The sequence below is a fragment of the Variovorax sp. GW821-FHT09D07 genome, assembly GCF_059416345.1.
In genome coordinates, this window is record NZ_JBWKOY010000008.1 from 148,353 (window position 1) to 165,751 (window position 17,399).

Here is a 17,399-nt window from a genome sequence, read left to right on the forward strand (position 1 = left end):
CTTCAGGCTTCAGGGTCTGGCCCGGGCCGCCGCCGGTACGACCCCGGCGCCCCGCCGGTCCAGGTCTTGAAGGCGCGCTGGAACGCCGCGCTGTCCGAAAAGCCCAGCTCCTCGGCCAGCGCCGCCAGCGGCACGGTGCTGGTGTTCAGGCGCACGATGGCCACGTCGCGCCGCAGCTGGTCCTTGAGCGACTGGAACGAGGTGCCCTCGGTGGCCAGGTGGCGCTGCAGCGTGCTCACCGACATGTGCAGGCTGCGCGCGGCCGTGGCCAGGTCGACCCAGGCCGGGCGGTGCTGCTGCAGCACGGTGCGCACGCGCGCGCTCACGGCCAGCTCGCCCAGCGGCGGCAGGATCACGTGGGCCGGCGCGGCGGCCAGGAAGTCGCGCATGGCCCGCGCGTCGCGGTGGATCGGCGTGGCCAGCGCGCTGGCGTCGAACCACACGGCCGACAGCGGCTGGCCGAACTGCAGCGGGGCGGGAAACACCTTGGTGTAGCCGGCTGCGTAGGGCGGCTGTGCAAAGCCGAAGTCGAAGCGGCGCGCCGTCAGCCGCCCGCCGTGCAGCCAGGCGAAGAGCCGCCAGTACACGCGCAGCATCAGCTCGTGCAAAAAGTTCAGCGGCGTGCGCGGCAGCTGCTGCACCCGCAGGCCGAAGCCCGCGAGCGGGCCTTCGCGCAGCAGCACCATCTCGAGGTCGTCCTGCAACAGGCTGAAGGCGCGGGCCACGCGCCGCAGCGCCACCTCGAGCGTGGGCGCGCCCAGCGTGGCGCGCGTCATGAGCGCGAAGCTGCCCCGGCGCAGGCGGCGCGACAGGAAGCACAGGGCCTCGTCGTCCAGCCGCTCCATCAGCAGCGCGAACAGCGCCACGTACTGCTCGGCCGTGACGCGCGCGCCCGGCGCGTCGAGCAGGGCGGGGGCGATGCCGGCGTCCTGCAGCGCGGTGTCGATGCAGATGGGCGCGTTGTCGCCACGCGCGCGCACGCCCGAGAGCATGCCCTGGACGAACACGATCGGGATGGTGACGGGCGGTTGCAGCATGCGTGAGCGGATCAGACCCGACGGCGGCGCGGGTGTCGATTGAGGTTTTCTGCCATGCGGGCGATGCGAAGCGCAATCGCCGCGGCACGGCGCGGTTTCTACCATGCGCCTACACAAGAACGGAACGGAGACAACCGCCATGTACCAGACCCAGTCGCTGCACCGCAGCGTGCAGCAGCACCCCGACCGGATCGCCGTGCGCGCCGCCGGCCGCACCCTGAGCTTTCGCGCCTACGCCGAGCGGGTCGCGCGCCTGGCGGGCGCCCTGCAGGGGCTCGGCATGCAGCCGGGCGACCGCGTCGCCATGCTGGCGCTCAACTCGGCGCGCTACCTCGAATACCAGATGGCCGTGCCCTGGGGCGGCGGCGTGCTCAACCCCTGCAACATCCGCTGGTCGGCGGCCGAAATCCTGTACTCGCTGGACGACTCGGGCTCCACGCTGCTGCTGGTGGACGACACCTTCCGCCCGGTGGTCGAGCAGATGCGCGGGCAGGCGACCAGCCTGCGCGAGGTGATCTATTGCGGCGACGGCCCGACGCCGCCCGGCATGCTCGGCTACGAGGCGCTGCTGGAAGCCGCCGCGCCCGTGCCCGACGCGGGCCGCTGCGACGACGACCTGGCCGGCATCTTCTACACCGGCGGCACCACGGGCTTTCCCAAGGGCGTGATGCTGAGCCACACCAACATGGGCAGCTCGGGGCTGGCTCTGCATGCCGAAGGCCTGGCCGCGCCCGAGGGCTGCTACCTGCACGCCGCGCCGATGTTCCACCTGGCCGACATGGGCCTGGCCGCGCCGCACTGGCTGGAGGGCAACACGCACGCGATCATCCCGGCCTTCAGCCCCGAGGCGGTGCTGAACGCCATCGCGCAAGACCGGGTCACGCACGCGCTGCTGGTGCCCACCATGATCCAGATGCTGGTCGACCATCCGGCGATGCGCGAGCCGCGCGACCTCAGCAGCCTGAAGTGCATCGCCTACGGCGCCTCGCCGATCTCGGAGGCGGTGCTGAACCGCGCGATGGACGCCTTTCCGGGCGTGGACTTCGTGCAGGCCTACGGCATGACCGAGCTGTCGCCGCTGGCCACCATCAACCCCGCGCGCAACCACACGCCCGAGGGCCGGCAGCGGGGCAAGCTGCGCTCGGCCGGCCGCGCCAGCTACTGCACCGAGGTGCGCATCGTCGACGCCGAGGGCCTCGAGGTGCCGCGCGGCACGGTGGGCGAAGTCGCGGTGCGCGGCCCCAACGTGATGCAGGGCTACTGGAACCAGCCCGCGCAGACGGCCGCGGCCGTGCGCGGCGGCTGGATGCACACGGGCGACGGCGCCTACATGGACGACGACGGCTACATCTTCGTGGTCGACCGCCTGAAGGACATGATCATCAGCGGCGGCGAGAACATCTATTCGGCCGAGGTCGAGAACGCCATCAACCAGCACCCGGCCGTCGCGGCCTGCGCCGTCATCGGCATCCCCAGCGAGGCGTGGGGCGAGACCGTGCATGCGGTGCTCGTGCTCAAGCCGGGCCAGCAGCTGGCGGACGAGGCGCTCATTGCGCATTGCAAGGCGCTGATTGCACCCTACAAGTGCCCGCGCAGCGTGGCGGTGGTCGAGGCGCTGCCGCTGTCGGGTGCGGGCAAGGTGCTCAAGACCCGGTTGCGCGAACCGTTTTGGCAAGGGCGCCAACGAAGCGTAGCCTGAGCCCTGTTTCTCTTCCCATTTCACTCATTCATTCACTTCAGGAGCCCCTCATGAGCCAGGATGTCCACGTCGTCGGTGTCGGCATGATCCCCTTCACCAAGCCGGGCGCGAACCAGCCCTACCCGCAGATGGCCGCACACGCCACCAACGCCGCCTTGAAAGACGCCGGCATCGGCTACGAGCTGGTGCAGCAGGCCTACGTCGGCTACGTGTACGGCGATTCGACCGCCGGCCAGCGCGCGCTGTACGAAGTCGGCATGACCGGCATCCCGGTCGTCAACGTCAACAACAACTGCTCCACCGGCTCGACCGCGCTGTTCCTCGCGCGCCAGGCCGTGGCCAGCGGCGCGGCCGACTGCGTGCTGGCGCTGGGCTTCGAGCACATGAGCCCCGGCGCATTGGGTGCGGTGTTCAACGACCGCCCGAGCCCGTTCGACCACTTCGAGTCGATCACCGACGAGCTGGTCGGCAACGAGCAGGTGCCGCTGGCGCTGCGCTATTTCGGCGGTGCCGGCCTGGCGCACATGCAGCAGTACGGCACGCAGATGTCGACCTTCGCGAAGATCCGCGCCAAGGCCAGCCGCCATGCGTCGAACAACCCGGTGGCGCTGTTCCGCACCGTCGTCACCGAAGACGAGGTGATGGCCGCGCCCGTGATGTGGCCCGGCGTGATGACGCGGCTCATGGCCTGCCCGCCGACCTGCGGCGCGGCTGCGGCCATCGTCTGTTCGCCGCGCTTCGCCGAGCGCCATGGCCTGGACCGCAGCGTGCGCATCAAGGCGCAGGTCATGACCACCGACCGCGCCATCACCTTCGAGGCGCGCGACATGCGCGAGGTGGTGGGCTTCAGCATGGCGCAGGAAGCCGCGCAGAAGGTCTACGACGCAGCCGGTGTCGGTCCGCAGGACATCGACGTGGTCGAGCTGCACGACTGTTTTGCGCACAACGAACTCATCAGCTACGAAGCGCTCGGCTTGTGCCCGGTCGGCGGCGCGGAGAAGTTCGTGGTCGATGGCGACAACACCTACGGCGGCAAGGTCGTCACCAACCCCTCGGGCGGCCTGCTGTCGAAAGGCCACCCGCTCGGCGCGACAGGGCTCGCGCAATGCACGGAGCTGGTCCAGCAGCTGCGCGGCACGGCCGAGAAGCGCCAGGTCGAAGGCGCGCGGATGGCGCTGCAGCACAACCTCGGGCTGGGCGGCGCCTGCGTGGTCACGCTGTACGAACGCGTCTGAGGGCAGGGCCACCCATGATCGACAAGAAATGGATCGGCCACGAGCTGCCCGCCTCGGTGCTGCCCATCGAGCGCAGCCGGCTGCAGTTCTTCGCCAAGGCCATCGGCGAGACTGATCCGGTCTACACCGATGCCGCCGCCGCGCGCGATGCGGGCTACTCCGACCTGCCCGCACCGCCGACCTTCCTGTTCGCCGCCGAGCTGGACTCGGGCGCTTCGGACCAGTTGCTGACTGACCTGCAGATTCCGCTGTCCAAGCTGCTGCACGGCGAGCAGAGCTTCAGCTACCACCGCCCCGCCTGCGTGGGCGACACGGTGACGGTGCGCTCGACCATCAGCGACATCTACGACAAGAAGAACGGCGCGCTCGAGTTCGTCGTGAAGACCTCGCGCGCCACCAACCAGCGCGACGAACTCGTGGCCGAACTGCGCACGGTGATCGTCTGCCGCCACTGAAGAAAGAACCTGCGATGACCCTCCGCTACGACACCGTCCAGGTCGGCGACGAACTTCCCGCGCTGCAACTCCCGCCGGTGAACCGCACCACGCTCGCGCTCTTCGCGGGCGCTTCCGGCGACCACAACCCGATCCACATCGACACCGACTTCGCGCGCAAGGCCGGCATGCCCGACGTGTTCGCGCAGGGCATGCTGGGCATGGCCTGGCTCGGCCGGCTGCTCACGCAGTGGGTGCCGCAGGCGCAGCTGCGCCGCTTCGACGTGCGCTTCCAGGGCATCACGCACCTGGGCCATGCCGTGCGCTGCACCGGCCGCGTGGTCGAGAAGCTGGAGCACAACGGCGAGCGCTGCGTGCGCGTGGAAGTGCTGAGCGCCAACCAGCACGGCCAGACGCGCATCGCGGGCGAGGCGCTCGTGGCGCTGCGCTGACCCCTTGAACGAACGAATGAAAGAAGAGAGAAGAGACATGACACCCAAACTCGAAGGCAAGGTCGCCCTCATCACCGGCTCGGGCCGCGGCATCGGCCGCGCGATCGCCCTGAAGCTCGCCAGCGAAGGCGCGCGCGTCGTCGTCAATGACCTCGACGCCGCACCGGCCGAGGAGACCGTGCAGGCCATCCGCGCCGCGGGCGGGCAGGCCGTGGTCTGCGTCGGCAGCGTGTCGGCGCCGGACTTCGCCGAGCGCTTCGTGGGCACGGCGGTGAACGAGTTCAAGGGCCTGGACATCATCGTCAACAACGCTGGCTACACCTGGGACAGCGTGGTGCAGAAGATGACCGACGAGCAGTGGTACGCCATGATCGACGTGCACCTGACGGCGCCGTTTCGCATCCTGCGCGCCGCGCAGCCCGTGATCCGAGCGCTGGCGAAAACCGAGGGCGAAGCGGGCCGGCGCGTGGTGCGCAAGGTGGTCAACATCTCGTCGGTGGCCGGGCTCTTCGGCAATGCGGGACAGGCCAACTATTCGACCGCCAAGGCCGGCATCGTCGGCATGACGCAGACGCTGGCCAAGGAGTGGGGCCGCATGAACGTCACGGTGAACTGCGTGGCCTTCGGCTTCATCCAGACGCGGCTCACGGCCAGCACGGCCGAGGCCACCACAGCGAACATCGAGGGGCGCGAGATCAAGGTCGGCGTCAACCCCGGCCTGCTGGCGATGATGGAACAGTCGATTCCGCTCGGCCGTGGCGGCACGCCCGAAGAGGCGGCCGGCGCGGTGTACCTGCTGTGCGCGCCCGAGTCGGACTACGTGAGCGGCCAGACGCTCATGTGCACCGGCGGGCTCACGGGGATCTGAGATGCAGTTCGAAGAGGGCATTGCCTGGGGCGTGCAGGACGGCATCGGCCGCATCGTGCTGAAGCGACCCGAACGCGCCAACTCGGTGTCGCTCGCAAGCAGCCATGCGCTGGTGCGGGCCATCGACGAGGTGCTCGAAGCGGCGCCGCGCGCCATCCTGCTGACCGGCGAGGGCCGCGTGTTCTGCGCGGGCGGCGACATCGACAGCTTCGTGGCGGCCGGCGACAAGCTGCCCGAGCTGGTCGACGCCATCCTCGACCGGCTGCATCCCGCGCTGCTGCGGCTGGCCCAGAACCCGGCGCCGCTGGTGGTGGCGGTGAACGGCACGGTCGGCGGCGCCGGCGTGGGGCTGGCGCTGTGCGGCGACTTCGTGCTCGCCACCGAGTCGATGAAGTTGCGCACAGGCTACGCGGCCATCGGGCTGTCGCCAGACGCGGGGAGCTCGTATTTCCTGTCGCGGCGCATCGGGCCGGTGCGCGCGCAGCAATGGTTGATGCTGAGCGACGCGATCGACAGCGCGCGCTGCATGGCGGCGGGCGCTGTCGATGCGCTGTACCCGGACGCCGAACTGGCGGCGGCCGCCGAAGCGCTGGTGACGCGACTGGCGAACGGTGCCACCGCATCGTTCGCGGGCATCAAGGCGCTGTGCGGTGGTGCCACCGCGCGCCCGATCGAGGAACACTTCGAGATGGAGCACCGCCTGCTGCGCCAGCGCGCGGGCAGCGCGGACGGGCGCGAAGGCGTGAAGGCCTTCACCGAGAAGCGCGCACCGCGCTTCTCGGGCCGCTGAGCGCGGCGGGCTGTTGCAGGCTCAGCTCTTCTTCTTGAAGAGCTTCGTGAGGCCCCACAGCGCCGCGCCGCCCGCCACCACGGCGACCTTCGCGAACTTGGCCAGGAAGGCGAGGGCGACCGCGAACAGGCCCAGCTTCTTCGCGGCCGCACCGGCCACCAGCGCGGCCAGGCCGTAGGCGGCGACCTTGTCGGTGGACGAATTGAAGTCCGCGTACTTCTTGCCGTCGTCGTACTGCAGCGCGCCGAGCAGCTGGGTGGCGTCGGGCTTGTACTTCTCGAGGTCGTTCGCGTTGGTGATGAGGTTCAGGCTCAGGTAGCCCTCGCGGCCCAGCGCGTAGGTGTTGTAGTTGACGCCGGGGTTGCCGCCGTCGCTGCCCTTCTTCTTCGACAGGGCCGACCACACCAGCCGGTGCGTCGCGGCGTCGTACTGCGGCTTCTGCGCCCAGCCCGTGACCTCGATGCCCGGGATGCCGCGCTTGGCACGTTCCTCGTTCGCGGCCTCGGTGCCTTCCTTCAGGCTGGTGAGCAGCTCGTCGGCGTTCCAGTCCTTGGCGTCGTCGTCCTTGATGTAGCCCTCTTTCACGAACTTCACGACCGCCATCCAGTCGCCGTCGTCGGCGGGAAAGATCGCGCCGATGAAGGTGTCGTCGGTGCGGTTGCCCATGCTGCGCATGAGCTGCGCGGCGGCGGGTGTGGGCACCCAGACGTAGCCGGCGGGCAACTTCAGGTGGGCCTGGTCGCGCAGCGTGATGTCGGCGGGGCCGGCTTTCTGCACGGCCTTGGCGGCCTTGAAGGCGGCTTCCTGCTCGGCTTCGAGCGAGCTCGCCGTCGAGGCGGTGGGGGCCGTGGTGGGGGATGCGGCGTTGCTGATGTGGGTGGCCGTCAGGGCGCACGCGAACAGCAAGCCGGCCGTCAGGCGGGCAGTATGAATACGCAAGTTCTCTCTCCTCGGTTGTTGTCGTTTCTGGTGAGACGCGAGGAGTTTATCGGCGCGCAAAGCCGCGCCGGCCGTGGGTTTCAGGGCCAGGGCGTGGGCGGCGGAATTTCGCACACCGGCTTGACGTCGATGCTCTTGAAGTCGGCCGGCGAGACGATTTCCAGGTACTCCATGTCGGGCGAATAGTCGAAGAGAAAGTGGCGGATGCCGGGGCGCTGGTGCACCACGTCGCCGGCCTCGACGCGCGTCTCCTTGTCCTCGTACATGAAGCGGGCCCAGCCCTTGAGCATGATGACGATCTGGAAGTCCGCCTCGTGGCGGTGCCAGCCGGTGCCCGCTTCCGGTGCCATGTTGGCCTTGACCAGGTGCGCGATCACCTTGCCGTGGGTGGCGGCCGCGATGCCGAGGTCGCGGTACAGGAAGAAGTCTCGCAACCCGCCCGAGACGTACTCGGTGTCACCGGGCTTGACGTGGGAGAACTGGGTGGCGGTTCGGTCCAGCATGGGCGCTCCTTCGCGGGGGATGATGCTGCGGCGCAGCATGCATAAACCGTTCCTGAGCGAGGTCCATGGCTTGACGGCCCGCAGGGCCCTCAAGATACTCAACCGCATGGTTCACTCAGATGCCCTGGACGCCGTGTTTGCGGCCCTGTCCGACCCGACCCGCCGCAGCGTGCTCGAAGCGCTGGGTGAGGGCGGCCTCAGCGTGACCGAGCTCGCCGAACCGCACGGCATGTCGCTGACCGGCTTCATGAAGCACCTGCGCGTGCTCGAAGGCGCCGGCCTCATCTCGCGCACGAAGGCGGGCCGCGTCGTGCGCTGCGAGCTGTCGCCGGGCCCGATGCAGGAGGCCGCCGTGTGGCTCTCGCGCTACGAGAAGTTCTGGACCGGCCGCCTCGATGCCCTGGCGCGCTTTCTCTACCACCAGGAGGACACCGAATGGCGAAACCTTCCCCCGGCACCACCGCCGGCCCCGGCACCGATCGCCCCTCGCTCACGCTCCGCCGGCACTTCCGCGTCAGCCCCGCCAAAGTCTGGCGCGCGTGGACCGACCCGCAAGCGCTGAAGCACTGGTTCGGCCCCGAGGAAATCGTCGACGTGCCGCTGGCCGAGGTCGACCTGCGCGTGGGCGGGCGCTTTCGCGTGACCATGTTGGCGGCCGACGGCGAGACGCACGACGTGAGCGGCACCTACCTCGAGGTCGTGCCCGAGCGCAGGCTGGTCTTCAGCTGGGCCTGGCGCGGCACGCCCGAGCGCGAGTCGCGCGTCACGGTGCAGCTCGAACCCGACGCGGGCGGCTGCGAGCTCGTGCTCATGCACCAGCAGTTCTTCGACGAAGCGGCGCGCGACGGCCACAACCATGGCTGGACCGGCTCGCTCGTCAAGCTCGAGAGTTGGTTGCTCGCCGGCGACACCGGGTGACGGCACAACCGGAGGCCATCGCCGACACGCTGGACGCGATCTACCGCAGCGAGTCGCGCCGCATCTTCGCCACGCTGGTGCGCCTGCTGGGCGATTTCGATTGGGCCGAAGAAGCCCTGCACGACGCCTTTCGCGCCGCGCTCGAACAATGGCCGCGCGAAGGCGTGCCGGCCAACCCGCGCGCCTGGCTGGTGTCGGCGGGGCGCTTCAAATCGATCGACGGCATCCGCCGGCAGGCGCGCTTCACCGCGTGGGACGACGCCGCCGCCCACACCGACACGCTGGCCGATCCCTCGCCCGCCTGGCACGAGGCCGACCCCGATGCCGACGCGCTCGAGGACGACCGCCTGCGCCTGGTCTTCACCTGCTGCCATCCCGCGCTCGCGCCCGACGCCCAGGTGGCGCTCACGCTGCGCGAGGTCTGCGGGCTGGCGACCGAGGAGATTGCGCGCGCCTTCCTCGTGCCCGCGCCCACCATCGCGCAGCGCATCGTGCGGGCCAAGGCGCGCATCCGCGACGCGGGCATTCCGTACCAGGTGCCGGGTCTGGCCGAGCTACCCGAACGGCTCGACGCCGTGTTGCGCGTGGTGTACCTCGTGTTCAACGAAGGCTATGCGGCTTCGTCGGGCCAGAGCGTGACGCGCGCCGACCTCTCGGCCGAGGCGATCCGGCTCGGGCGCTTGGTGGCTGAACTGCTGCCCGACCCCGAGGCGCTGGGCCTGCTCGCGCTGATGCTGCTGCACGACGCGCGCCGCGCTGCGCGCACCTCGGCGCAGGGCGAGCTCGTGCTGCTCGACGCGCAGGACCGCAGCCTGTGGCACCGCGGGCAGATCGGGGAGGGCGCGGCGCTGGTCGAGCGTGCGCTGCTGTCGCGCCGCTTCGGCCCGTACGCCTTGCAGGCCGCCATTGCCGCGGTGCATGCCGAAGCGGCCGAGGCCGCCGACACCGACTGGCCGCAGATCGTCGGCCTGTACGACGTGCTGCTGCGGCTCGACCCCTCGCCCGTGGCCGAGCTCAACCGCGCGGCGGCCGTGGCGATGCGCGACGGGCCAGCGGCCGGGCTGGCGCTGATCGACGCGCTGCTCGCGCGCGGCGAGCTAGCGAAGTACCACCTGGCGCATGGCGCGCGTGCCGAACTGTGCCGGCGCCTGGGCCGTACCGATGACGCGCGTGAGGCTTATCTGCAGGCACTGTCGCTGGTCCGCCAGCAGCCCGAGCGGCAGTTCCTGGAGCGGCAGCTGGCCTCGCTGCCGGACACGAAAAATTTTTGACAGCCCTTGTCGATTCCGGCCGTCGCCGTTCGACCAGTGATGTCCTCACTCAAATCTGCAAGAAGATTCCGCATGAAATACCTCTGCCTCGTTCACTGCGACGAAGCGGTGCTTCGCGCGCTGCCGCCCGACGAGCGCCGCGCGCTCAATGCCGACTCGATGGCCTACGACCGCGTGCTCGAAGCCGCCGGCCACTTCATCGCCGCCGAGGCGCTGAGCCCGGTGCGCGCCGCCAAGGTCGTGCAGGTGCGCCAGGGCCAGCGCTCGCACGTCGACGGCCCGTACGCCGAAGCGCGCGAGCAGCTGTGCGGCTTCATCCTGGTCGAGGCGCGCGACCTGAACGCCGCGATCCAGCTGGCGGGCCGCATTCCGATGGCGCGCTACGGTGCCATCGAAGTGCGTCCCATCGAGGTCATGGAAATGATCGAAAACCCCGAGGGGAATGCCGCATGAGATACCTTTGCCTGATCTACGGAACCGACGCGCAGACGAGCCACTTCTCGGCGCAGGACATGGACCACTACATCAACGAACACATCGACTACGACGCCCACCTGCAGGCGCTCGGCAAGCTCGTCGTGGCCGAGGCGCTGCAGCCGGCCGGCACGGCGGTCACGGTGCGCATGCGCAACGACAAGCTCTCGGTCACCGACGGGCCGTTCGCCGAAACCAGCGAGCAGCTGGGCGGCTTCTACCTGGTCGAGGCCGACAGCGAAGAAGAAGCGCTGCAGCTCGCGGCCGGCATTCCCTCGGCGCGCTTGAGCAGCATCGAGGTGCGCAAGGCCTGGTCGGCAAGCGACAGCGGAGCCGGCCCATGAGCGGCGCACTCGACCGGGCGGCACCCGCCCGCGCCACGGCGCGCGAATGGACCGGGCTGGCGGTCATCGCACTGCCGTGCATGCTCTATTCGATGGACCTCACGGTGCTGAACCTGGCGATCCCGTCGATCAGCGAAGACCTCAAGCCCACCGCCTCGCAGCTGCTGTGGATCGTCGACATCTACGGCTTCTTCGTGGCCGGCCTGCTGGTCACCATGGGCACGCTGGGCGACCGCATCGGGCGGCGCCGGCTGCTGCTGATCGGCGCGGTGGCGTTCGGCGTGGCCTCGGTGCTCGCGGCCTTCTCGACCAGCGCCAACATGCTGATCGCCACGCGCGCGCTGCTGGGCGTGGCGGGGGCGACGCTGGCGCCGTCCACGCTCTCGCTCATCCGCAACATGTTCCTCGACCCGGCGCAGCGCACCGTGGCCATCGGCGTGTGGATCTCGAGCTACTCGGCCGGCGCCGTCATCGGCCCGGTGCTGGGCGGCGTGCTGCTGCAGTTCTTTCCGTGGGGCTCGGTGTTCCTCATCGGCGTGCCGGTGATGGTGCTGCTGCTGGCGCTCGGGCCGTGGCTGCTGCCCGAGTACCGCGACCCCGACGCGGGCGCGCTCGACCTGGCCAGCGTGGCGCTCTCGCTGGGCGCGGTGCTGGCGGCCATCTACGGCATCAAGCAGGTGGCCGAGCACGGGCCCGACGCGGTGTCGCTGCTGGCCATCACGGCCGGTGCGCTGCTGGGCTGGCTGTTCGCGCGCCGGCAGGGGCGGCTGGCCAACCCGATGATCGACCTGCGCCTGTTCCGGCTGCCGGCCTTCAGCGTCTCGCTGGGGGCCTACATGCTGGCCTGCTTCGTGATGTTCGGGCTCTTTCTGTACAACGCCCAGTACCTGCAGCTGGTGCTCGGCCTGCCGCCGCTGGCGGCGGGCCTGTGGAGCATGCCGGGCGCCGGTGCCTTCATCGTCGGCTCGATGATCGTGCCCGCGCTCACGCGGCGCCTGTGCCCGGCCTACGTGATGGGCGGCGGGCTGGGCGTGGCGGCGCTGGGCTTCGGCATGCTGGTGCTGCTGCCGGCGCAGGGTGGTCTGGCCTGGATGGTGACGAGCGCGGTCATCTCTTCGCTCGGCCTGGCGCCGGTGTTCACCCTGGCCACCGACCTGGTCGTGGGCAGCGCGCCGCCGGAGCGCGCGGGCGTGGCCTCGGCCATCTCGGAGACCAGCTCCGAGTTCGGCGGGGCGCTGGGCATCGCCATCCTCGGCAGCGTCGGTGCGGCGATCTACCGCGCGACCATGGCCGACGCCGTCCCCGCCGGCCTGGCCGGTGGCGCGGCGGTCGAAGCCGCCCGCAGCACGCTGGGCGGAGCGGTCGCGCTGGCCGGGGAACTGCCCGGTACCACGGGCGCCGCACTGCTCGACGCAGGGCGCGACGCGCTGCTGCGCGCCCTGCGGCTGGTGGCCGGCCTGTGCGCCGTGGTGCTGCTGTTCGTCGGCGTGCTGGTGGCGGTGCGGCTGCGCGGCGTGGGCGCGTCGCATGCGGAAGAGGTCGCCGTACCCCCGGGCGGCGCCGCATTGCCGGAGCGTTGACGAGCCTCCATACTGGGGCTTCCACGACGCACCCCACGACCGAACGGAGGCCCCATGAGCAACGAACTGCGCAAGAAGCTGCATGACCTGGCGGAACTGTCCGACAGCACCTCCGACCCGCAGACCAAGGCCATCGTCGAGGCGATCCGGCTGCAGACGGCGGTGCTGAACGAGCGGCTGTTCAGCATCGAGCTGCAGCTCGGCGCGCTCGCCAAGCGCATGGAAAACACCACCGACTGAGTCGGCTGCTGCTTTGTGGGGATAATCCCCGGCATGAGCGGCAACACCTTCGGAACTCTCTTCGCGGTCACCAATTTCGGCGAGTCGCACGGCCCGGCCATCGGCTGCGTGATCGACGGCTGCCCCCCAGGCATGGCCCTGAGCGAGGCCGACATCCAGGGCGACCTCGACCGCCGGCGCCCCGGCACCAGCCGCCACGTCACCCAGCGCAACGAGCCCGACGCGGTGCAGATCCTGTCCGGCGTGTACGAGGGCAAGACCACCGGCACGCCCATCGCGCTGCTGATCCAGAACACCGACCAGCGCAGCAAGGACTATGGGCAGATCGCCCAGCAGTTCCGCCCCGGCCACGCCGACTTCACCTACTGGAAGAAATACGGCATCCGCGATCCGCGCGGCGGCGGGCGCTCCTCGGCACGGCTCACGGCGCCCATGGTCGCGGCCGGCGCCGTCGCCAAGAAGTGGCTGGCCGAAAAATACGGGATGGTGTTCCGCGGCTGCATGACGCAGATCGGCGAAATCGCCATTCCCTTCGAGAGCTGGGACCACGTCCCCAACAACCCGTTCTTCGCCCCCATCGCCGACGTGAGCGCGCTGGAGGACTACATGGACCGCCTGCGCAAGGCCGGCGACTCGTGCGGCGCGCGCATCCGCGTCACCGCCACCAACGTGCCCGTGGGCCTGGGCGAGCCGCTCTTTGACAAGCTCGACGCCGAGATCGCCTACGCCATGATGGGCATCAACGCGGTGAAGGCCGTGGAAATTGGCGCCGGCTTCGACAGCATCACGCAGCGCGGCACCACGCACGGCGACTCGATCACGCCGACCGGTTTTCTCAGCAACAACGCCGGCGGTATTTTGGGCGGCATCAGCTCGGGGCAAGACCTCGAGGTGAGCATCGCGATCAAGCCCACCAGCTCGATCATCAGCCCGCGCCAGTCCATCGACGTGAACAACAACCCCGTCGAAGTCATCACCAAGGGCCGCCACGACCCCTGCGTGGGCATCCGCGCCACGCCCATTGCCGAAGCCATGCTCGCGCTGGTGGTGATGGAGCATGTGCTGCGCAACCGCGCGCAGTGCGGCGACGTGAACCCGCCCGCCGACAAGAGCGAAGCTGCGTCGCCGCAGTCGTCCTTCCTGTAGTGTCGACGCCGCCACCTGTGGCCGCTGGACGCGGCCACCTGTTGGCATTCGCTGGCCTGTCGGCCAGCTACTTCGCGCACATCGGTTTCTTCAACCCTTACCTGCCGCTGTGGCTCAAGGACCTGGGCCTGCCGATCTTCACGATCAGCCTGCTGGCTTCGGTGCAATCGATCACGCGCGTCTTCGCGCCCTATGCCTGGGGCGCGCTCAGCGACCACACCGGCCAGCGCGTGAAGCTGCTGCGCTTCAGCGCCGCGGTGGCGCTGGCCAGCTCCTTCGGCCTGTGGTGGCATGGCGGCGCCTGGTGGCTCGCGCTGGTGCTGCTCGTGATGTTCACGCACACCAGCTCGATGATGTCGCTCACCGAAGCGGCCATGGCGCAGATCGTCGCGGGCGATTGGGGGCGCTACGGGCGCATCCGCCTGTGCGGCTCGGCCGGCTTCCTGGTCACCGTGTTCGTCGCGGGCGAGTGGTTCGAGCGCTTCGGCATGAAGCACTTCCCGTACTGGGCCGCCGGCACGCTGGCCGTGGTGCTACTCGCGACCATGAAGCTGCCCGACCTGCGCGAGCCGCCGGCCGCGCACGACGCCGTGAAGGAACCCATCGGCCCCGTGCTGCGCATCCCCGCCGTGCGCTGGTTCTTTGCCTCGCTGTTCTTCCAGGTGATGTCGCACTTCTCGGTGTACGCGTTCTTCTCGCTGTACCTCGATTCGATCGGCTACGGCAAAAGCACCATCGGCCTCTTGTGGGCGCTGTCGGTGGTGGCCGAGATCGTCTGGTTCTTCCTGCAGGGCCGGCTCATCGGCCTGTTGCCGATGCCGCGCTGGATGCTGGTGTGCGGCATCGCCGGCGTGGCGCGGCTCGGCCTCACGGCCGGGCTCGGCGGCTTCATCGCGGCACTGGTCATCGCGCAGTGGCTGCATGCGCTGAGCTTCGCGGCGCACCACACGGCCTGCATCGCCGTGGTGTCGCGCCGCTTCCCCGGCCACCTGCGCGGACGCGGGCAGGCGCTGTTCACGGTGATCGGCTACGGCTTCGGCGGCGTGCTGGGCGTGCTGCTCGGCGGGGCGGTGGCGCAGGAGCTGGGGTATCGCACGATGTTCGCGCTGGCGGCGGTGCTGGCGGTGGCGGGGACGCTGTGTGCGTGGCGGATGGTGGTGCTCGAGCCGTCGGGGCGCGCGGCCCAGGCCTGAGCCGGGTTCAGGGGAGGGCGCTTCGGGGGCGAAGTGTCATGGGCCGTACATGACCGAGTCATGGCCGCGACCTACGCTGGGTGCTTCCCAACGTTTTCTCTTGTCATGTCCGATTCCGTCGATCCGCGCGGCGCACGCGCGCTTCCGCTTTCCCCGCCTTCTTCTTCCCCCTCCGCTTCCGACACCGAACGCGTCCCGCAACGCCGGCAGATGCTCAAGCTCGGCGCCTCCCTGCTCACCGTCGGCGGCAGCAGCGCCCTCATCGCCGCCTGCGGCGGTGGTGGTGGCGGCAGCGCCGGCTTCGGCCCGCTGCCCGCCCCCGCACCGGCGCCCAACCCGCCCGCGCCAGAACCCGTCGTGAGCAAGCGTTCGAGCTTCGCGCTGGCCGTGATGCCCGACACCCAGTTCTACGCGCGCTACGCCACCGCCGCCGAGAGCGACCAGTACGACAAGCGCTTCGGCAGCGCGCCCTTCGCGGCGCAGACGAAGTGGATCGCCGCCAACGCCAAGGCGTTGCACATTCCCTTCACCATCCACCTCGGCGACGTGGTCGACCAGGTCGGCAAGCCCGACCAGTGGAAGGTGGCCGATGCCGCCATGAAGGTGCTCGAGGACGCGAAGCTGCCCTACAGCGTGCTGGCCGGCAACCACGACGTGCTGAACGACGTCGACTACGGCGTCGACCCCGTCAACGGCACCGACGCCGCACGCAACCTGGCCGCCGAGCCCTACCTGCAGTGGTTCGGCACCGAGCGCGCGAAGAAGCAGGCCACCTTCGGCGCGCGCGACACCAGTGGCTTTCATGAGTACCACGTGTTCGAGGCACAGGGCCAGAAGTTCATGGTGCTGTCGCTGTCGTGGCGCGTGTCCGATGCGGGCATTGCGTGGGCGCGGCAGGTGATCGCGAAGAACCCGACGCTGCCCGTGATTTTGGTCAACCACCAGCTGCTCAACATCGCGCCCGACGGCACCAGCCCGCTGGAAACCGACTACGGCAAGATGCTGTGGGAGAAGCTGATCCGCGACAACGACCAGATCTTCATGACGCTCAACGGCCACCACCACGGCGCCGCGCACCTCACGAAGACCAACGACTTCGGCCACAAGGTCGAGGAGATGGTGGTCGACTACCAGATGGCCTACCAGGGCGGCAACGGCCTGATGCGCCTGTACGAGTTCGACCTGACGAACAAGCAGATCAAGGTGCTGTCGTTCTCGCCCTGGGTGCCGCAAAAGCCCGCCGCCACGCTGAACGCCTTCGACCAGGCCGTGCTCACCACACCCAACGAGGCCTTCACCATCGAGATGGATTTCGCGCAGCGCTTCGCCGGCTTCAACAAGGGCTTTGCCGCCGGCGAGGCCACGGTCGAGCAGTCGCTGGTCGAGCAGGCGAAGGCGCTGATCCTGGCCAACTACAAGGACCCCGAGGCCACCGTGCAGCGGCCCGCCGCCGATGCGGAGGATTACCCCAAGGTCGCGAACACGTTGGCCCACTGGCGCTTCATCGGCGGCACGGTGAACCAGCCGGTGCTGCCGGGCACCGTAATCGCGGACGTGACGGGCGTGAACCCGCTGCGCCGCGATGCCCTGAACCAGAACGGCGTGGTGGGCGCGGCCGACGGCGACGTCGTGTGGACCGACGACCGCCACCGCCTCTCGGCCGCGCCCGGCTCGGTGCGCTTCCTGAACACCAACAAGGCGCGGATGAGCTACTTCCTCACCGAGGCCTCGGCGCCGATCAATGCGCAGACGCTGGACAACGGCTACACGGTCGAAGCCTTCGTCAAGATCGACAAGAGCTGGACCAGCAAGCTGCACGCGTGGATGAACATCATGACGCGCGACGGACGCCGCGGCGACCTCGCGGGCTACACCGGTGATGACGGCGAATCGCCGCCGATGCTCTTTGCCATCTCGAGCCTGCGCGAGGTGCAGTGGGAGGTGGTGCCGAACACCACGGGCACGCGCTCGGCCAAGGCCAACTGGTCGGGCGAGGTGCTCGCCGACCGCTGGGTGCACATCGCCATCGTCAACGACCCGGTGTCGCACGACACCACGATGTACGTCGAGGGCGCCCCGGTGCTGCGCAACTCGGCGGCCGTGCCGGGCCTGGCCACGCTGAAGGCCGCCGCCCCCTGGGTGGTGGGCGGCGGCTCGTGGGATGGTGCGCGCTCCGACGGTTTCTTCGGCCACATCGGCGAAGTGCGCGTGGTGGCGGCGGCCCTGGCGCCGTCGCAGTGGCTGACGGCGCGCAGGGCGGGCTGAGCGCCCTGCAG

General features: G+C 69.7%; 18 protein-coding genes and 1 pseudogene. 16 read left to right on the forward strand and 3 right to left on the reverse strand.

What is annotated here, in order from left to right; translation table 11 throughout:
* Window positions 1-2: 2 nt before the first annotated feature.
* Complete coding sequence (locus AC07OX_RS24980; protein WP_489057282.1) at window positions 3-1,037, reverse strand: AraC family transcriptional regulator; 1,035 nt, start codon at window positions 1,035-1,037, stop codon at window positions 3-5.
* A gap of 139 nt (window positions 1,038-1,176) precedes the next feature.
* Between AC07OX_RS24980 and AC07OX_RS24985 the strand changes: the two genes are divergently transcribed.
* Genes AC07OX_RS24985 through AC07OX_RS25010 form a run of 6 tightly spaced genes read left to right on the forward strand, consistent with a single transcriptional unit; the run spans window position 1,177 to window position 6,515 of the window.
* Window positions 1,177-2,736, forward strand: coding sequence for a long-chain-fatty-acid--CoA ligase (locus tag AC07OX_RS24985; protein ID WP_495262235.1), 1,560 nt, complete (start codon window positions 1,177-1,179; stop codon window positions 2,734-2,736).
* A gap of 50 nt (window positions 2,737-2,786) precedes the next feature.
* The gene (locus AC07OX_RS24990) at window positions 2,787-3,971 is read left to right on the forward strand and encodes a lipid-transfer protein (RefSeq protein WP_495262234.1); all 1,185 of its coding nucleotides are present in this window, start codon (window positions 2,787-2,789) and stop codon (window positions 3,969-3,971) included.
* A gap of 14 nt (window positions 3,972-3,985) precedes the next feature.
* The gene (locus tag AC07OX_RS24995) at window positions 3,986-4,426 is read left to right on the forward strand and encodes a MaoC family dehydratase N-terminal domain-containing protein (protein WP_495262233.1); all 441 of its coding nucleotides are present in this window, start codon (window positions 3,986-3,988) and stop codon (window positions 4,424-4,426) included.
* A gap of 14 nt (window positions 4,427-4,440) precedes the next feature.
* Window positions 4,441-4,857, forward strand: coding sequence for a MaoC family dehydratase (locus AC07OX_RS25000; RefSeq protein ID WP_307636904.1), 417 nt, complete (start codon window positions 4,441-4,443; stop codon window positions 4,855-4,857).
* Window positions 4,858-4,894: 37 nt separating this feature from the next.
* The gene (locus AC07OX_RS25005) at window positions 4,895-5,725 is read left to right on the forward strand and encodes an SDR family NAD(P)-dependent oxidoreductase (RefSeq protein WP_495262232.1); all 831 of its coding nucleotides are present in this window, start codon (window positions 4,895-4,897) and stop codon (window positions 5,723-5,725) included.
* A gap of 1 nt (window position 5,726) precedes the next feature.
* Window positions 5,727-6,515 (forward strand): enoyl-CoA hydratase/isomerase family protein, encoded by a 789-nt coding sequence (locus AC07OX_RS25010; protein ID WP_495262231.1) that lies wholly within the window; start codon window positions 5,727-5,729, stop codon window positions 6,513-6,515.
* A gap of 21 nt (window positions 6,516-6,536) precedes the next feature.
* On the opposite strand, the gene AC07OX_RS25015 is transcribed toward AC07OX_RS25010, so the two are convergent.
* Together AC07OX_RS25015 and AC07OX_RS25020 are read right to left on the reverse strand one after the other, a co-directional pair.
* Complete coding sequence (locus AC07OX_RS25015) at window positions 6,537-7,454, reverse strand: DUF2167 domain-containing protein (protein ID WP_495262230.1); 918 nt, start codon at window positions 7,452-7,454, stop codon at window positions 6,537-6,539.
* An 80-nt stretch (window positions 7,455-7,534) separates the two neighbouring features.
* Window positions 7,535-7,957: a cupin domain-containing protein gene (locus tag AC07OX_RS25020; RefSeq protein WP_495262229.1), complete on the reverse strand. Its 423-nt coding sequence runs from the start codon at window positions 7,955-7,957 to the stop codon at window positions 7,535-7,537.
* Between the two features lie 106 nt (window positions 7,958-8,063).
* Between AC07OX_RS25020 and AC07OX_RS25025 the strand changes: the two are divergent.
* From AC07OX_RS25025 to AC07OX_RS25070, 10 genes and pseudogenes are all read left to right on the forward strand, one after another.
* Window positions 8,064-8,243: pseudogene (locus tag AC07OX_RS25025) on the forward strand (ArsR/SmtB family transcription factor); the annotation flags it as partial.
* A gap of 149 nt (window positions 8,244-8,392) precedes the next feature.
* Window positions 8,393-8,875 (forward strand): SRPBCC family protein, encoded by a 483-nt coding sequence (locus AC07OX_RS25030; protein WP_495262228.1) that lies wholly within the window; start codon window positions 8,393-8,395, stop codon window positions 8,873-8,875.
* On the forward strand, window positions 8,872-10,146 hold the full coding sequence (locus tag AC07OX_RS25035) for an RNA polymerase sigma factor (RefSeq protein ID WP_495262227.1): 1,275 nt from the start codon (window positions 8,872-8,874) through the stop codon (window positions 10,144-10,146). Before AC07OX_RS25030 ends, AC07OX_RS25035 begins: the two co-directional genes overlap by 4 nt.
* A gap of 72 nt (window positions 10,147-10,218) precedes the next feature.
* The gene (locus tag AC07OX_RS25040; protein WP_159272311.1) at window positions 10,219-10,599 is read left to right on the forward strand and encodes a YciI family protein; all 381 of its coding nucleotides are present in this window, start codon (window positions 10,219-10,221) and stop codon (window positions 10,597-10,599) included.
* Window positions 10,596-10,964, forward strand: coding sequence for a YciI family protein (locus AC07OX_RS25045; protein ID WP_095744823.1), 369 nt, complete (start codon window positions 10,596-10,598; stop codon window positions 10,962-10,964). The genes AC07OX_RS25040 and AC07OX_RS25045 overlap by 4 nt, the downstream gene beginning before the upstream one ends.
* On the forward strand, window positions 10,961-12,544 hold the full coding sequence (locus AC07OX_RS25050) for an MFS transporter (protein WP_495262226.1): 1,584 nt from the start codon (window positions 10,961-10,963) through the stop codon (window positions 12,542-12,544). Before AC07OX_RS25045 ends, AC07OX_RS25050 begins: the two co-directional genes overlap by 4 nt.
* 54 nt (window positions 12,545-12,598) lie before the next feature.
* Window positions 12,599-12,784 (forward strand): hypothetical protein, encoded by a 186-nt coding sequence (locus tag AC07OX_RS25055; protein ID WP_062475744.1) that lies wholly within the window; start codon window positions 12,599-12,601, stop codon window positions 12,782-12,784.
* Between the two features lie 33 nt (window positions 12,785-12,817).
* Complete coding sequence (gene aroC, locus AC07OX_RS25060; protein ID WP_495262225.1) at window positions 12,818-13,930, forward strand: chorismate synthase; 1,113 nt, start codon at window positions 12,818-12,820, stop codon at window positions 13,928-13,930.
* Window positions 13,930-15,123 (forward strand): MFS transporter, encoded by a 1,194-nt coding sequence (locus AC07OX_RS25065; RefSeq protein ID WP_495262224.1) that lies wholly within the window; start codon window positions 13,930-13,932, stop codon window positions 15,121-15,123. Before aroC ends, AC07OX_RS25065 begins: the two co-directional genes overlap by 1 nt.
* Before the next feature lie 105 nt (window positions 15,124-15,228).
* Complete coding sequence (locus tag AC07OX_RS25070) at window positions 15,229-17,388, forward strand: LamG-like jellyroll fold domain-containing protein (RefSeq protein ID WP_495262223.1); 2,160 nt, start codon at window positions 15,229-15,231, stop codon at window positions 17,386-17,388.
* Window positions 17,389-17,399: the final 11 nt, after the last annotated feature.